Genomic DNA, 13,884 nt, shown 5'->3' with positions numbered 1-13,884 from the left:
TGTTCCTTTGAGTTCCCGGAGCGCTGTGCGCCCCGGGCCGTGGTGGCGAGAGGCGGTCGGTTCAGGCCGACCGGGCAAGGAGATGCTGGACGAGGGTGATCAGCGCCAGGGCCGACGAATCCCGCTTGCGGGCGTCGCAGTACGAGACGGGCGTGTCGGGCAGGAGATCGAGCGCTTCACGGATCTCGTCCTCCTCGTACTGCTCCGGCGTGAAGCTGTTCACGGCGATGGAGTATTCGAGGCCGTACTTCTCGACCAGCTCGATCACCGGGAACGAGTCGGCGAGCCGGACGGGATCGACCAGGATCAGCGCTCCCATCGCGCCCCGGGCCATGTCCTCCCACAGCTGCATGAACCGCTGCTGACCGGGCGTGCCGAAGAGATACAGCACCACCTCGTCGCTGAGGGTGAGCCGGCCGAAGTCCAGGGCCACGGTGGTCGTCATCTTGTCCGGCGCGCCGCGCAGATCGTCCACGTGCAGGGACGCCTGCGTCATCTTCTCCTCGGTGCGCAGGGGAGCGATCTCGGACAGCGAGCCGATGAACGTTGTCTTGCCCACGGCGAAGTGCCCCACCACGAGAATCTTCGCCGTGGTGGTCACCGCGCCCGAGACGTAACGGGTCTCAGGCGAAACGGGATTGGAGTCCATACAGCACCTTTTCGATCAGGTCTCTGTCGACGGCCTGGGCAGGGGGAGGCGCGGCGCGGCGCAACAGGTGTCCCTGTTCGGCTAAGTCGCTCAGCAGCAGACGGGCGACACCCACCGGCAGGCCCAGATGTGCGGCCACCTCGGCCACGGCCAGATAGCCTCCGCCGCACAGCTCCCAGATCGCCCGCACCTCCGGGCCGGCCCCCAGGGGCAGTTCGCGGTCGGGAGCCAGGGTGACCAGGGTGTGCAGCGACAGGTCGTCAGCGGAGGGCAGCCGCCGGCCGCCGGTGATGACGTAGGAGCGGACGAGTTCGCTGGAGACCGGAGCTTCCTCGCCGGGCGTGGTCATGCCTCGGCACCGGCGCTCTGGCGCTCGGGTGTACTCAGAGCGACACCCAGTGCCTTCACCTGCTGCTGCATACGGATCGACATGAGTTCCATGTCGACGTCCAGGGCGGCGGAGACCGCCATGTAGGACCCGCTGCCCGCAGCGATCAGGAAGATCCAGCCGCCGTCGTACTCCATGAGGGTCTGCTTCCAGACTCCCTTGCCGCTCGCCACGAAGGGGGCGACCGCTCGGCTGAGGGACTGCATCGAGCTCATCGCGGCGGCGTTCTTCTCGGCGTCGTCCCGGGAGATGCCGCTGGAGCGTTCCAGCAGCAGACCGTCGGCCGAGACGAGAATCGCATGGCGGGCGCCGCTCACCGTCAGCACGTCGTCGAGCACCCACGACAGATCCGGCTTCACTGTTCTTGAGTTCCTTCCGTGGTGGTCGTGTCCCGTCCGCGGAACGTTCCGCGTGCGAAGGCACCGATGCGCGACGCGGTCACCTCGCTGTTGTGCTCCGGCACCGGCTCCGGGTCCGGCTCGGTGACGGCCGGCTGCGGAACCACCGTGACCGCCCGACGGCGCTTGGGCAGCCCGCCCGCCGTCGTCCCGATGATCGGCACCGGGGCGGGGATCCGGGCCACGCGCGCTGCGGCCGCCGGGGCCTCGGTGTCGACGGACAGGCCGGTCTCGGCCACGGGTTCGGGCGCTTCGTTGGTCAAGAGGCTCTCCGGCAGAAGGATGACCGCGCGTACGCCGCCGTACGGCGACACGGAATCGACGGAGACCTTGAAGCCGTACCGGTCGGAGAGCACTCCGGCGACAGCGAATCCGACCCGCGGCGGGTTGCCGAGGCTGGTGATGGAGATGGGCGCCGCCGGGCTCAGCAGAGCGGCCGCACGGTCCTTCTCCTCCTGGCTGATCCCGAGACCGGCGTCGTCGACGATCAGACAGATACCGGTCGGGACGGCCTGGATGTTGATCTCGACGGGGGTGCCGGGCGCACTGTAGTTGGTGGCGTTGTCCAGCAGCTCCGCCAGTACGACGGCCACGGGTTCCACCGCCGTGGCGGCGACGTGGACATTGACCCGGCTGTGGATCCTCACCCGGTCGAAGTGCTTGATACGACCCGTGGCGCTGCGGGCGACGTCGTACACCGACGCGGCGGTCTCGCGGCGCCCCAGCCAGCCGCCGCACAGCGCGGCGATGCCCTGGGCGCGTCGGCCGAACTGGCTGTTGGTGTGGTCGATCGTCATCAGGTCGGCGAGGATCTGCGGATCATCGCCGTACTTCAGTCGGGCCAGATCGCTGATGGAGCGCTGCTGCTGGTCGGCCAGCACCTGCAAGCTGCGCATCCACGCCTTGAGAACGTCCTTCGTCTCCGTTTCCGCGTCGCCGCGCACCTCTGCCAGGGCTCGCTCCTGGTCGGCCCGCAGCGCCGCGTACTCGCCGTGCAGCCGCTGGGTCTCCGTGTGGAGTCCGTCCCGGACGGTGCGCAGGTCGGTGTTCTGTTTCCGGAGCGCCATGTTGGTTCTCCGGGCTCGATTCACTGCGATGACCGCAGCGATCAGTACTACCAGCAGGATCCACAGGAGCGGATCCTTGATCAGTGACGTCATGAGACTCTCTTCAAGTCGCCTCGCGGAAGTGAGTAACTGCCGGCCACACGACCGAGGCCCCCGAATCGCGGGCCGCGGGCCTTATCGGCGGACCAACGGCTACTCCTTCGCGATGGGGCCTGCGAGACTGTCCCCCGTTTGCGCGTACTTGACGCGATACCAGCCTGCTGAAAGTCCGACGATCTTATCAGTCAGGTAAGTGCCAACGGCCGCTCAGGACCGCTTACTTGCCCACATGGACACGAAGCTTTCACGGTCGTTCATCCCCCGGCCGTGGGGACGGCCCCGCTGAAACGATCCTTCGGTGCGGGGTGCCCCGGGCACCCCTGAGGGCGGGGAACGGGGGCAAGCCTGGGAAGGCGGGCCGCATGCGACGCTGTGGGGATGGACGAGCACGGCGCATCCGGGGATCTCTGGGACTCGATCGGTCGGCTACAGGCCTGGTTGGACGCTCACCGCGCGCACGGCGGCGCCGACGGGCTGCTGCTGCGGGTTCTGAAACTGTCGGAGGAGGTCGGCGAGGTCGCCCAGGCGGTGATCGGCGCGACGGGGCAGAACCCCCGTAAGGGCACCACGCACACCTGGGAGGACGTCCAGGCGGAGCTGTGCGACGTGGTGATCACGGCTCTGGTGGCGCTGCGCACGATGACCCCGGACGCGCGCGAGGTGTTCACGGCGCATCTGGAACGGGTGACGGCACGCTCGCTGGGCGGTCCGGAGGCGGCCGCCGACCCGGCCGCCGGCTCGTAGGAGAGGCGGCGGGGTCGGTGAGCCGTCGTCCCGCCCCGCCCGCTACTCCTCGAACAGGGCCTCCTGCGTCCCTTCCGACTTTCTCCGCAGCCGCTTGTTCCGGGCTCCGATCACCAGGGCCGTCGCCGCCGCCGTCACCGCGAACGCCGCCGGGACCATCCACTCGCGGTTCAGGGCCTGGCCGGACAACGCGTCCACGGAGAGCCGACCGGGTCCCGCGACCGCCAGGGCCGCCGCCGTGAGGCCGAGGGCCGCCGGGTACTCGTAGCCGCCGCTCTGAGCGAAGAAGCCGTTCGGTGCGTGCACCGCCGTCGCCCCCGCCATCCCACCGGCCGCCGCGGCGCCCGCCGCCGGTGTCGCGAGGCCGAGCGCCAGCAGCACACCGCTGCCCGTCTCCGTGAGCCCGGACGCCATCGCGCACGCCTTGCCCGGGTAGTAGCCCACCGACTCCATGAACTGCCCGGTCCCCTCGATACCGCCGCCGCCGAACCAGCCGAACAGCTTCTGCGTGCCGTGCGCGGCGAGCACCCCGCCGGTGCCCAGCCGGAGCAGCAGCAGCCCCACGTCACGTCGGTCGACACAGTTCACGATCTCTCCAGGGCCGGACAGCAGGAACGGTTCCGCCTTCCCACCGTCCCACCGGCCCCGTCCGTCCGGCCTGTCCACGGCGCCGTTCGGGTGGCGCGGCAGGCTCCACCACAGCTCTGAGGGACGGGCCGTCCTGGATCACCGCTCCCCGGCTCTTGCCCTGAAGTGCGCTCCAACTTCTAGCGTCGTCGGGCATGGAGACCATGGCGCACGACAGGACATTGGGGCGCACCTCGATCGAGGTGAGTGCTCTCGGCTTCGGCTGCTGGGCCATCGGCGGCGAGTGGAGTACCCCGGACGGGCAGCCCCTCGGCTGGGGCGAGGTCGACGACGAGGAGTCCGTACGGGCCGTCAGGCGGGCCCTCGACCTCGGCGTCACCTTCTTCGACACGGCCGACGCCTACGGGACCGGGCACAGCGAGCGCGTCCTCGCCCGCGCTCTCGGCAAGCGGCGGGCCGACGTGGTCATCGCCACCAAGTGGGGCAATGTCGTCGACGAGGAACGCCGGCTGCTCCTCGGCAGCGACGACTCCCCGGCGTACGCCCGGCGTGCGCTGGACGCCTCCCTCCGACGGCTCGGCACCGACCACATCGACCTCTACCAGTTGCACCTGTCCGACGCCGACCCCGGGCGTGCAGCCGAACTCCGCGACATCTGCGAGGAGTTCGTCAGCGCGGGGCTCGTACGGGCCTACGCCTGGAGCACCGACGACCCCGCACGGGCCGCAGTCTTCGCCGAGGGCCCGCACTGCGCGGCCGTTCAGCACCGCCTCAACGTCCTTCAGGACGCGCCCGAACTGCTCGCCGTGTGCGAGGAGTTCGACCTCGCGAGCATCAACCGCAGTCCCCTCGCCATGGGGCTGCTGTCCGGCAGGCACACCACGGGCCGCGCCCTCGGAGCCGGCGACATCCGCAACACCCCGCCCGCGTGGCTGCCGGGCTTCCGGCGGGGTGAGGGCGCCGACGCCGAGTGGCTGCGGCGGGTCGAGGCCCTCAGGGACGTCCTCACCAGCGACGGCCGTACGCCCGCCCAGGGCGCCCTGGCCTGGATCTGGGCCCGCAGCCCGCGCACCGTCCCGATCCCCGGCTTCCGTTCCGTGGCCCAGGCGGAGGAGAACGCGGGCGCGCTCGCGAAGGGACCGCTCACTCCCGGGCAACTGGCCGAGGCCGAGCGGATTCTCGGCAGGGGAACGGTCCCGGAGAGCACGGATCAGTAGCTCTGGCCGTCGGTGTCGAGGCCGTCGATCAGGCGGTTGAGGAACCGGGTGAAGGTGGCCTCGGGGGTGAGGGGGTGTCCGGGGGCCGAGAGGGCCTCGGCGAGTTCCGGGTGGCGGCCGTCCGCGGCGACAGCGGCGAGGTAGCGGGCCTCGGCCGCGCCCCGGCCGGGGGATCGTACGGCCGCCGCCTGGGCGATCTCGTAGCCGACGTGCCCGGCCACGAAACCGGTGAGCTGGGCGAAGACCTCCAGCTTCGCCGCACCGTCCAGCCCGGAGGGCCGCAGGGCGGCGAGGACGCGTTCCAGGAAGGCCAGGGCGTTGGGGCCGAGGGTGCGGCGGGTGGACATCAGGACGGCCGGGAGCCAGGGGTGCCGCAGCAGCAGAGCGCGCTGGAGACGGGCCACGCCCTTGAGGTCGGCTCGCCAGTCGCCGGTGAGGGGATCCGTGGTCGGCAGTTCCCCGCTGACGTGGTCGACCATCAGCTCCAGCAGGGTCTCCTTGTCGGGGGCGTAACTGTAGAGCGACATGACGCCGGCTCCGACCTGGGCGGCGACCCGCCGCATGGTGACCGCCTCGATTCCCTCCGCGTCCGCCAGGGCGACGGCTGCCGCCGTGATCGCCTCACGGCTGAAGGAGGGCCTGCGGCCCCTGCGGGGTTCGGCCGGAGGCAGCCAGAGCTGTTCGGGGTCGACGCCCCCGGTGCCGGGTCCTCCGTCCTGGGGCACGGTCTCGCGCTCCCTTCCCTGGTTGTCGTGGCGGCACTTGCCAAGGCCATCCAAGCATCCCCTATTCTCGTACGTAGTACGGAATGAGGGAGGGGAACGATGTCATCACGCATGCCCGGCACCGTGGCCGGATCGTCCTGGACGCCACCGGCCGGAAAGCCGCCGCTGTCCTCACGGCTGATGAGGGCGACCTGGCGAGGCCTCCCGGCGAAACGGCACGAGGCCGGACGGGAGTCGGGGCTGGTGGTGCCGGCCGCCGACGGCAGCCCGCTGATCACCGACCACTACTTTCCGCGCGCGGAGGGCGACTTCCCCACCCTTCTGGTCCGCTCGCCCTACGGCCGAGGCCTGCCGTGGTCTCCCATGTACGGCCTGCTCTTCGCCGAACAGGGCTTTCACGTGGTCCTGCAGAGCTGCCGCGGCACCGGCGGCTCGGGGGGTGTGTTCGACCTGTGGCGCAACGAGGCCGCCGACGGCCGGGCCACCGTGTCCTGGCTGCGCGAACAGCCCTGGTTCGACGGAACGCTGGGGACCGTCGGCCCCAGCTACCTGGGCTATGTGCAATGGGCCCTCGCCCTGGACCCGCCGCCGGAACTGAAGGCCATGGTGGTGCAGGTGGGCCTGCACGACCCCCACGCCCTGTTCTACGCGGACGGTGTGCTGCGCTTGGAGAACGCCCTCGCCGTCGGCGTGGGCATGACCTACCAGCACCAGGGTGCGGGCCCGTTCCTGAAGGCGACCCTGCGTCTGCAGCGCCGCCTGCGTGACGTCACCACCGCGCGGCCACTGCGCGGGGCCTATGCGTCCGCCCTCGGGGGCGAGGTGCCCTGGCTGGACGAGGTGATGACCCATCCGGACGCCCAGGACGCGTACTGGCGCGGCGCGTGGTTGGCGGAGCCGGCGGAGCGGCTCCGCGTGCCCACGAGCCTGATCACCGGTTGGTACGACGGGCTGGCCGACCAGACCTTCGAGCAGTACGACCGGCTGCGCCGGGCCGGATGCGAGACCGCCCTGCTCGTCGGTCCCTGGACCCACACCTCAGCCCTCCAGCAGGGATGGCCCGACGTGTTCGCCGAGAGCCTCGCGTGGCTGCGCGCCCATCTGTGCGCCGACCCCTCCGGCCTGCGCCCCACCCCGGTGCGCGTGCACATGGGCGGTGAACACGCCTGGCGGGACCTCGACGACTGGCCGCCGGCACCGGCCGCCGCCTCGTGGTACCCCACCCCGGACGGCCACCTCACCCGGCAGGCCCCCACGGACTCCGCACCGCTGACGACGTTTCGCCACGACCCGGCCGACCCCACCCCGTCCCTCGGCGGCCCGCTGCTCTCCCGCACCGCCGGCCCCCGCGACAACCGCACCCTGGAAGCCCGGAGCGACGTCGTCACGTTCACCGGCCCGCCGCTGACCGAGCCCGTGGACATCCTGGGACCGGTCACCGCACGGCTGAGCATCTCCACGGACACCGGCCACGCCCACGTCTTCGCCCGCCTGTGCGACGTGGACGAAGAGGGCCGATCCGTCAATGTCTGCGACGGGCTGGGCCGGGTTGGGACGACCGTCGATACGCCCTCGCGGGTGACCGTACCGATGAGCGCCGCCGCCCATCGCTTCGCCGTCGGTCACCGCATCCGCTGGCAGATCAGCGGGGGCGCCCACCCGCGCTTCGTCCGCAGTACCGGCACCGGGGAGTCGCCGGTGGACGCCACCGCCTTCGTACCGGTGCGCATCACGCTCCACGCGGACTCGGCGTTGACGCTTCCGCACAGCTGAGGGCGCAGGGAGCGGGCGGGAGTGACTCCGTCATGACCCTGGCTTTGCCGCCCTTTTGGGGACCCGCTGTCTGCTGTTGAAGGCTGCCTTGTACGGTCCCGGGGTGCGTGATTCCTCTTCGCCCTCCCCTCCCGAAGCGCGGATGTCCCGGCGTGCCGTTCTCGGGCTCGCCGCCGCCGCACCGCTGACCGTCGCCGCGCCCGCCTCCGCGAGTCCCGGACGCGCGGCGATCATCGGCGGCACACGTCTGGGCGTCTCCGGCGTCCAGGTGCAGGGGCCCGTGACCACCCTGCCGAAGAAACTCACCGCACGCTCCTGGCTCGTCGCCGACCACGACAGCGGCGAGGTGCTGGCCTCGTACAACGCGCACCAGCGGCTAGCGCCCGCCTCCACGCTGAAGATGCTGTTCGCGGACACCGTGCTGGGCAAGTTCGACCGCCGCCTCACCCACAAGGTGACCGACGCCGAAGTCGCGGACGTCCCGGCGGGGTCCAGCCTGGTCGGCATCAAGCCCGGAATCACCTACACCGTCCAGCAGTTGTGGCTCGGTGTCTTCCTGCGGTCCGGCAACGACGCGGTGCACGTCCTCAGTCACATGAACGGCGGGCTCGCGAAGACCGTCGCCGAGATGCAGGCCAGGGCCGAGGACCTACAGGCCCTCGACACCCATGTGATCAGCCCCGACGGCTTCGACCACAAGGGACAGCTGTCCTCCGCGTACGACCTCACACTGTTCGCCCGCCACGGTCTGAAGAACGCCGACTTCCGCGGCTACTGCGCCACCAGGACCGCCGACTTCCCGGCGGGCGGGAGGAAGACCTTCCAGATCCAGAACACCGACCGCCTGCTCACCGGTGCGTGGGGCCTCGGCGTCTACCGGGGGATCATCGGCGTCAAGAACGGCTACACCACCAACGCAGGCAACACCTTCACGGGCGCCGCCACCCGTGGGGGCCGCACCCTCCTCGTGACCGTGATGCACCCCGAGCCGGGCGGCAACGGTGTCTACGAGGAGACCGCCGCCCTCCTCGACTGGGGCTTCGGGCATGGCGGGACCGCCCGGGCCGTGGGCGCGCTGGTGCAGCCGCTCAGCGAGGGCGGGGCGAAGGCGACGCCCTCGCCGCAGGGGGCCGTGCGCGCCGAGGCGGCCGGGTCCGCCACCGCGCGCGACCGTTCCTCGTGGGGCCTGGCAGGCGGGGCCTCGGGCGTGGTGGCGCTGCTGGCCGGCGGGGCGTACGCGCTGCGGGGGCGCAGGCGGCGGGCGACGGCGGAGGGGAACCACAGGCGGCGGGCGGCGACGGAGGAGGGCCGCCACCGGCGGTGACGAGCCGGGCGAGCCGTCGTCGGCGGTGACGTGGCACCCGCCGGCAGGTGGGCAGCCGTTCCGCGATCCGTGCGCACCCCGCGGTCCCAAGCGGGGTCCACCCCCTGCCGGTCCGCGGAACGGCTGCCGCCTCCCCCCTGGTGCGGTCTCCGGAACCTCGCCGCTCCAACTGTGAAGTTCTGATGGAGGAGTGTTGAGCATAAGCCCGCCATATGCTCGTACGTCGGGGAGGTTCATATTCCGCTTGTGTAGGTTCGCGCGGGCCCCGGAGCGTCGGCAGTGCGTCGGCGGCGCCCACCGGCCGCCCGTTTTCTCCCGCCGCTCCCAAGGAGCTGAGACCATGGGGGCGGACCGCGAGGAGAGGGAGGGGCTCATGCCCGAGCGTGGCCGCACCACGCGTCATCAGGACGAGCCGGAAGACCACATACCCGGGGCGGAGACGACCGCCCCCGTCCCGCCGCCCACCGCCACCGCGCCGACGGCCCCGCCCGCGTCCCCCGCCCAGGGCGGTGCCGCGCTCCGCCGTACCGGGCTCCTCGTCACCTTCCTCCTCGGCGGACTCACCGCCACACCCCCGCTCGCCATGGACATGTACCTCCCGTCCCTGCCGGAGGTCACCACGTCCCTGCACGCGCCCGCCGCGACCGTGCAGCTCACCCTCACCGGCTGCCTCGCGGGCATGGCGGTCGGGCAGCTGGTGGTCGGTCCGATGAGCGACAGGTGGGGGCGGCGGCGCCCGCTGCTCGTGGGGCTGGCCGTGTATGTCGTCGCCACCGCGCTGTGCGCGCTCGCCCCCTCGATCGCGGCGCTCGTCGCCTTCCGGCTGGTGCAGGGGCTCGCGGGCGCGGCCGGAATCGTGATCGCGCGCGCCGTCGTCCGTGATCTGTACGACGGCGTGGCCATGGCCCGGTTCTTCTCCACCCTCATGCTGATCTCCGGGGTCGCGCCGATCGCCGCGCCGCTGATCGGCGGCCAGATTCTGCGCTTCACGGACTGGCGGGGCGTCTTCGTCGTCCTCACGGCCGTGGGGATCGCGCTCGCCGCGCTCGTCTGGACGAGGCTGCCCGAGACGCTTCCGCGGGACCGCAGACACAGCGGGGGAGCGAGCGCGGCCCTGGACTCCCTGCGGGGCCTGCTCGCCGACCGGGCGTTCACCGGCTACACCCTCGCGGGCGGCTGTGCCTTCGCCGCGCTCTTCGCCTACGTCAGCGCCTCCCCGTTCGTGATCCAGGAGATCTACGGCGCCTCCCCGCAGACCTTCAGCCTGCTGTTCGGCCTCAACTCCGTCGGTCTCATGGCCGCCGGGCAGATCAACGGCAAGGTCCTGGTCGGCCGGGTCGCTCTCGACAAGGTGCTGGCGACGGGCCTCACCGTCGTCACCCTCGCCGCGGCCGCGCTGCTGCTGCTGACGACGGGCGCCCTCGGCCCCGTCGGACTGGTGCCGGTCGCGACGGCCCTCTTCGTCCTCATGTCGGCGATGGGCTTCACCCTCCCCAACACCCAGGCGCTGGCCCTGATGCGCACCCGGCAGCACGCCGGCTCCGCCTCCGCGCTGCTCGGCACCACCTCCTTCCTCATCGCGGCGGGCGCCTCGCCGCTCGTCGGGATCGCCGGTGAGCACACCGCCGTCCCGATGGCCGTCGTCCAACTGGCGGCCGCACTGGTGGCCCTCGCCTGCTTCGTGGCACTGTGCCGTCCCTGGCACACTCGCAGCCGCGCGGGCGTGGAGAGCTGGGGGGAGGAGAGCTGAGCGCACCGAGACTGCGGATCGACACACCGCAGAAGGCCGGGCTCGATCCGCAGGAACTGCGTCTGGCCGTACGGGACCTCCACGCCGCCGTCGGCGGGGAGCGCCCCTGGGCGGCGGGTGCCGTGGTGCTCGCCGGGCGCGGCCCGGTGATCGCCCTGGAGGAGGCGGCGGGCTGGGCGGTCCGGTACGCCGCCTACGACACGGAGACGGACCGGGGCGTCGGACTGCCGCCCGAGGCACGGGTGCCGATGACCGTGCACACACCCTTCGACCTGGCCTCGCTCACCAAGCTGTTCACCGCGGTGGCCGCGATGCAGCAGCTGGAGCGCGGCACGCTCGGCATCGACGCACGGGTGGCGGCGTATCTGCCGGACTTCCGCGCGGCGGCCGAACACGGCATCACCGTACGGCAGTTGCTCACCCACACGTCCGGGCTGCGGCCCGAACTCCCGCTGTACGACTGCCCGTCGGATGCGGCCCGGCTCGATCTGCTGCGCGCGGAGGCCCCGGTCGGCGCGCCCGGCACCTACCGCTACTCGGACCTGAACCTGCTGCTCCTGCAGTACGTCCTGGAGCGCGTCACCGGGCACCCGCTCGACGTGCTCGTCCACGACGGCATCACCCGCCCGCTCGGCATGACGTCGACCGGCTTCGGGCCGAGCCCGGACGCGGCGGCGACGGAGGACCAGCGGCGACCGTGGGCCAAGACGGACCGGGGCATGCTGCGCGGGGTGGTCCACGACGAGAACGCCTGGGCGCTCGGCGGGGTGGCCGGGCACGCGGGCCTCTTCTCGACGGCACGGGATCTGGCCGTCTTCTGCCGCACCCTGTTGTCCGGCGGCTCCTACGGGACCGCGCGCATCCTGGGCCCCGACCTCGTCGACCTGATGCTGACCCCGCCGGGCCTGGGCTTCGCGGTCGACCAGCCGTGGTTCATGGGCGCGCTGGCGGGCCGGGGCGCGGCGGGCCACACGGGCTTCACGGGCACGTCCCTGGTCCTGGACCCGGCGACGGACACCTTCCTCGTCCTCCTCGCGAACACGATCCATCCCCGCCGCCGGGACCCGGACCACCGGGTGCGCGTGGCGATGGGGGATCGGCTGGCGCGGGCGGTCCGGGGCACCTGAGAGAATCTGCGGGTGAACGCCCCCGTCTCCCCATCCGACACCCTGCGCGCCGCCCTCGCCGGACTGCTCGACGGGCTGCCGCCCAAGCAGGCCGCGCAGGCCGTGGAGCGGCTGATCGCCAACTATCGCGGGCGCACGCCGACGGACGCGCCCGTGCTGCGGGACCGTTCGGACGTGGTCGCGTATGCCGCGTACCGGATGCCCGCGACGTTCGAGGCGGTGTCGGCGGCGCTGGCGGCGTTCGCCGACGCCGTGCCCGGATGGACGCCGGGGAGCCATGTCGACATCGGCGGCGGCACCGGGGCGGCGACCTGGGCCGTCAGCGCCACCTGGGACGGGGAGCGCTCGGTCACCGTGCTCGACTGGGCCGAGCCCGCGCTCGCGCTGGGCCGGGAGATCGCCGCCGTGAACCCGGCGCTGAAGGCCGCCGAGTGGCGCCGCTCTCGTATCGGATCGGCGCTCACTTTTGAGAGCGCTGATCTCGTCACGGTCTCCTACGTCCTCGGCGAGCTGACCGAGGGCGACCGTGCCGCGGTCGTCGACACCGCCGCCCGTGCCGCGCAGGCCGTCGTGGTCGTCGAGCCCGGCACCCCGGAGGGCTACGCCCGGGTCATCGAGGCCCGTGACCGGCTGATCGGCGCCGGGTTCCAGGTCGCCGCCCCCTGCCCGCACAGCGCGGCCTGCCCCATCGTGCCCGGCGAGGACTGGTGCCACTTCTCGGCCCGGGTCAGCCGTTCTTCGCTGCACCGGCAGGTCAAGGGTGGCTCATTGGCGTACGAGGACGAGAAGTTCAGCTATGTCGCCGCGGCCCGTTTCCCGGTGCACCCGGCCGCCTCCCGGGTCGTCCGCCGGCCGCAGATCCGCAAGGGCCAGGTGCTCCTCGACCTGTGCGGCCCGGACGAGTCCCTGCACCGCGAGACGGTCACCAAACGCCATGGCCCGCTCTACCGGGCGGCCCGCGACACCGACTGGGGCGACCCCTGGCCCCCGCCGCCCGAGGACTGACGACCCGACTCGCACGGCCCCGGTCGAGGAGACCGCCCCGGCCCCCGCCCGCACCGGGCCGACGCCCCCGCAGACCACGGAACCCCCGCTCGTACGCGAGTGCGGTCGGGCACCCGTGTCGGTTTCCCTGCCGCAGAGCGCATACGGACAAATCCCGTAATGCCCCCTGATACCGGCCCGCGGTTGGCATCGCCCCACCTACCCCGGATGCGGGCTCCGGTCACCCGGGGCGCAGGATGGTGGGAGCATGGAGCATGCGTCCCGACCACGGCAGTGAGACGAGGGGATAGATGAGCGCAGAGTTCGGCCGCCGCCCGGGCCGGCAGGGCAGGATCTCCCAGTGGCTGCGCGGACGCCGCCCCGCCCGTCTCCAGGAGGACGCCGGCGACGGCGGCCGTGAGGCGATGCTGCTGGCTGCCGTCGCCGCGGGGCTGCCGCTCGCGCCCGCCGCGCACCCCGTCGGCTACCGCTGCTCCTGCGACCGCATCGGCTGTCCCACGCCCGCCCGGCACCCCGTCTCCTTCGCCTGGCAGACCCAGTCCACGACGGACCGGGCGCAGGTCGAGCGCTGGGTCCGGCACCAGCCCGAGGCGAACTTCATCACCGCGACCGGGATGGTGCACGACGTGCTGGACGTCCCGCGGGAGGCCGGCCAGGAGGCCCTCGACGCGCTGCTCGCCTCCGGCGTGGAGGTGGGACCGGTCGCCGCGACCGATGACGGCCGCATGCTGTTCTTCACACTGACGCGCGGCACCCCCGAGGACGAGGACGAGTGGTGGCCGTGCGTGCTGGACTGCCGGCCGGAAACGATGGACGAGCATCCGGGCCTGCGCTGGCACTGCCGGGGTTCGTACGTCCTCCTGCCGCCCGCCCGGCTGCCCGGTGAGCTGACGGTCGAGTGGGTACGCGGGCCGGAGCACGCGCTGCCGGATCCGCTGAGCCTGCTGGAGCATCTGACGGACGCCTGCGCCCGCCACGTCGGAAACACCGCCGAGGACCAGCTCGCGAGCTGGCCGCACGGGGGCTGAGA

14 protein-coding genes are annotated in these 13,884 nt (G+C 72.3%); 8 read left to right on the top strand and 6 right to left on the bottom strand.

Annotation, left to right across the window (positions count from 1 at the left end; genetic code table 11):
- Positions 1 to 61: 61 nt before the first annotated feature.
- Genes AB0L95_RS13005 through AB0L95_RS12990 form a run of 4 tightly spaced genes read right to left on the bottom strand, consistent with a single transcriptional unit; the run spans position 62 to position 2,595 of the window.
- Positions 62 to 649 carry an ATP/GTP-binding protein gene (locus tag AB0L95_RS13005; RefSeq protein ID WP_365161197.1) on the bottom strand — a complete coding sequence of 196 codons (588 nt, stop codon included), beginning with the start codon at positions 647 to 649 and terminating at the stop codon, positions 62 to 64.
- Positions 624 to 998 (bottom strand): DUF742 domain-containing protein, encoded by a 375-nt coding sequence (locus AB0L95_RS13000; protein ID WP_365161195.1) that lies wholly within the window; start codon positions 996 to 998, stop codon positions 624 to 626. The genes AB0L95_RS13005 and AB0L95_RS13000 overlap by 26 nt, the downstream gene beginning before the upstream one ends.
- Positions 995 to 1,396, bottom strand: coding sequence for a roadblock/LC7 domain-containing protein (locus AB0L95_RS12995; RefSeq protein WP_365161193.1), 402 nt, complete (start codon positions 1,394 to 1,396; stop codon positions 995 to 997). Before AB0L95_RS12995 ends, AB0L95_RS13000 begins: the two co-directional genes overlap by 4 nt.
- The gene (locus AB0L95_RS12990; protein ID WP_365161191.1) at positions 1,393 to 2,595 is read right to left on the bottom strand and encodes an ATP-binding protein; all 1,203 of its coding nucleotides are present in this window, start codon (positions 2,593 to 2,595) and stop codon (positions 1,393 to 1,395) included. Before AB0L95_RS12990 ends, AB0L95_RS12995 begins: the two co-directional genes overlap by 4 nt.
- Before the next feature lie 384 nt (positions 2,596 to 2,979).
- On the opposite strand from AB0L95_RS12990, the gene AB0L95_RS12985 reads away from it, so the two are divergent.
- Entirely contained in the window at positions 2,980 to 3,345 is a 366-nt protein-coding gene (locus AB0L95_RS12985) for a MazG-like family protein (protein WP_365161189.1), read from the top strand.
- Between the two features lie 42 nt (positions 3,346 to 3,387).
- Here the strand turns inward: AB0L95_RS12985 and AB0L95_RS12980 are convergent, their stop codons facing one another.
- Positions 3,388 to 3,933 carry a DoxX family protein gene (locus tag AB0L95_RS12980; RefSeq protein WP_365161187.1) on the bottom strand — a complete coding sequence of 182 codons (546 nt, stop codon included), beginning with the start codon at positions 3,931 to 3,933 and terminating at the stop codon, positions 3,388 to 3,390.
- Positions 3,934 to 4,127: 194 nt separating this feature from the next.
- Between AB0L95_RS12980 and AB0L95_RS12975 the strand changes: the two genes are divergently transcribed.
- On the top strand, positions 4,128 to 5,150 hold the full coding sequence (locus tag AB0L95_RS12975) for an aldo/keto reductase (RefSeq protein ID WP_365161186.1): 1,023 nt from the start codon (positions 4,128 to 4,130) through the stop codon (positions 5,148 to 5,150).
- Here AB0L95_RS12975 and AB0L95_RS12970 read toward each other — a convergent pair.
- Entirely contained in the window at positions 5,144 to 5,875 is a 732-nt protein-coding gene (locus AB0L95_RS12970) for a TetR/AcrR family transcriptional regulator C-terminal domain-containing protein (RefSeq protein WP_365161184.1), read from the bottom strand. The two genes, AB0L95_RS12975 and AB0L95_RS12970, sit on opposite strands and share 7 nt — an antisense overlap.
- Before the next feature lie 180 nt (positions 5,876 to 6,055).
- Here AB0L95_RS12970 and AB0L95_RS12965 point away from each other — a divergent pair, with 180 nt between their 5' ends.
- The 6 genes from AB0L95_RS12965 to AB0L95_RS12940 all read left to right on the top strand — a co-directional run bounded on the left by AB0L95_RS12965 (position 6,056) and on the right by AB0L95_RS12940 (position 13,882).
- Positions 6,056 to 7,648, top strand: coding sequence for a CocE/NonD family hydrolase (locus AB0L95_RS12965; protein ID WP_365161481.1), 1,593 nt, complete (start codon positions 6,056 to 6,058; stop codon positions 7,646 to 7,648).
- Between the two features lie 142 nt (positions 7,649 to 7,790).
- The gene (locus AB0L95_RS12960; protein ID WP_365161479.1) at positions 7,791 to 8,972 is read left to right on the top strand and encodes a serine hydrolase; all 1,182 of its coding nucleotides are present in this window, start codon (positions 7,791 to 7,793) and stop codon (positions 8,970 to 8,972) included.
- Positions 8,973 to 9,312: 340 nt separating this feature from the next.
- Positions 9,313 to 10,722: a multidrug effflux MFS transporter gene (locus tag AB0L95_RS12955; protein ID WP_365161182.1), complete on the top strand. Its 1,410-nt coding sequence runs from the start codon at positions 9,313 to 9,315 to the stop codon at positions 10,720 to 10,722.
- The gene (locus AB0L95_RS12950) at positions 10,662 to 11,849 is read left to right on the top strand and encodes a serine hydrolase domain-containing protein (protein ID WP_365161180.1); all 1,188 of its coding nucleotides are present in this window, start codon (positions 10,662 to 10,664) and stop codon (positions 11,847 to 11,849) included. The genes AB0L95_RS12955 and AB0L95_RS12950 overlap by 61 nt, the downstream gene beginning before the upstream one ends.
- 12 nt (positions 11,850 to 11,861) lie before the next feature.
- Complete coding sequence (locus AB0L95_RS12945; protein ID WP_365161178.1) at positions 11,862 to 12,854, top strand: small ribosomal subunit Rsm22 family protein; 993 nt, start codon at positions 11,862 to 11,864, stop codon at positions 12,852 to 12,854.
- Positions 12,855 to 13,144: 290 nt separating this feature from the next.
- Positions 13,145 to 13,882, top strand: coding sequence for a bifunctional DNA primase/polymerase (locus AB0L95_RS12940; RefSeq protein WP_365161176.1), 738 nt, complete (start codon positions 13,145 to 13,147; stop codon positions 13,880 to 13,882).
- Positions 13,883 to 13,884: the final 2 nt, after the last annotated feature.

The organism is Streptomyces sp. NPDC052036, assembly GCF_040680495.1.
Lineage (GTDB): Bacteria > Actinomycetota > Actinomycetes > Streptomycetales > Streptomycetaceae > Streptomyces.
This window is presented reverse-complemented; position numbering and strand designations above follow the sequence as displayed.

Excerpts from the sequence above, each read along its gene's own strand:
- AB0L95_RS13005 (WP_365161197.1), bottom strand. The coding sequence starts at position 649 with ATGGACTCCAATCCCGTTTCGCCTGAGACCCGTTACGTCTCGGGCGCG.
- AB0L95_RS13000 (WP_365161195.1), bottom strand. The coding sequence starts at position 998 with ATGACCACGCCCGGCGAGGAAGCTCCGGTCTCCAGCGAACTCGTCCGC.
- AB0L95_RS12990 (WP_365161191.1), bottom strand. The coding sequence starts at position 2,595 with ATGACGTCACTGATCAAGGATCCGCTCCTGTGGATCCTGCTGGTAGTA.
- AB0L95_RS12985 (WP_365161189.1), top strand. The coding sequence starts at position 2,980 with ATGGACGAGCACGGCGCATCCGGGGATCTCTGGGACTCGATCGGTCGG.
- AB0L95_RS12975 (WP_365161186.1), top strand. The coding sequence starts at position 4,128 with ATGGAGACCATGGCGCACGACAGGACATTGGGGCGCACCTCGATCGAG.
- AB0L95_RS12965 (WP_365161481.1), top strand. The coding sequence starts at position 6,056 with ATGAGGGCGACCTGGCGAGGCCTCCCGGCGAAACGGCACGAGGCCGGA.
- AB0L95_RS12960 (WP_365161479.1), top strand. The coding sequence starts at position 7,791 with ATGTCCCGGCGTGCCGTTCTCGGGCTCGCCGCCGCCGCACCGCTGACC.
- AB0L95_RS12955 (WP_365161182.1), top strand. The coding sequence starts at position 9,313 with ATGGGGGCGGACCGCGAGGAGAGGGAGGGGCTCATGCCCGAGCGTGGC.
- AB0L95_RS12940 (WP_365161176.1), top strand. The coding sequence starts at position 13,145 with ATGAGCGCAGAGTTCGGCCGCCGCCCGGGCCGGCAGGGCAGGATCTCC.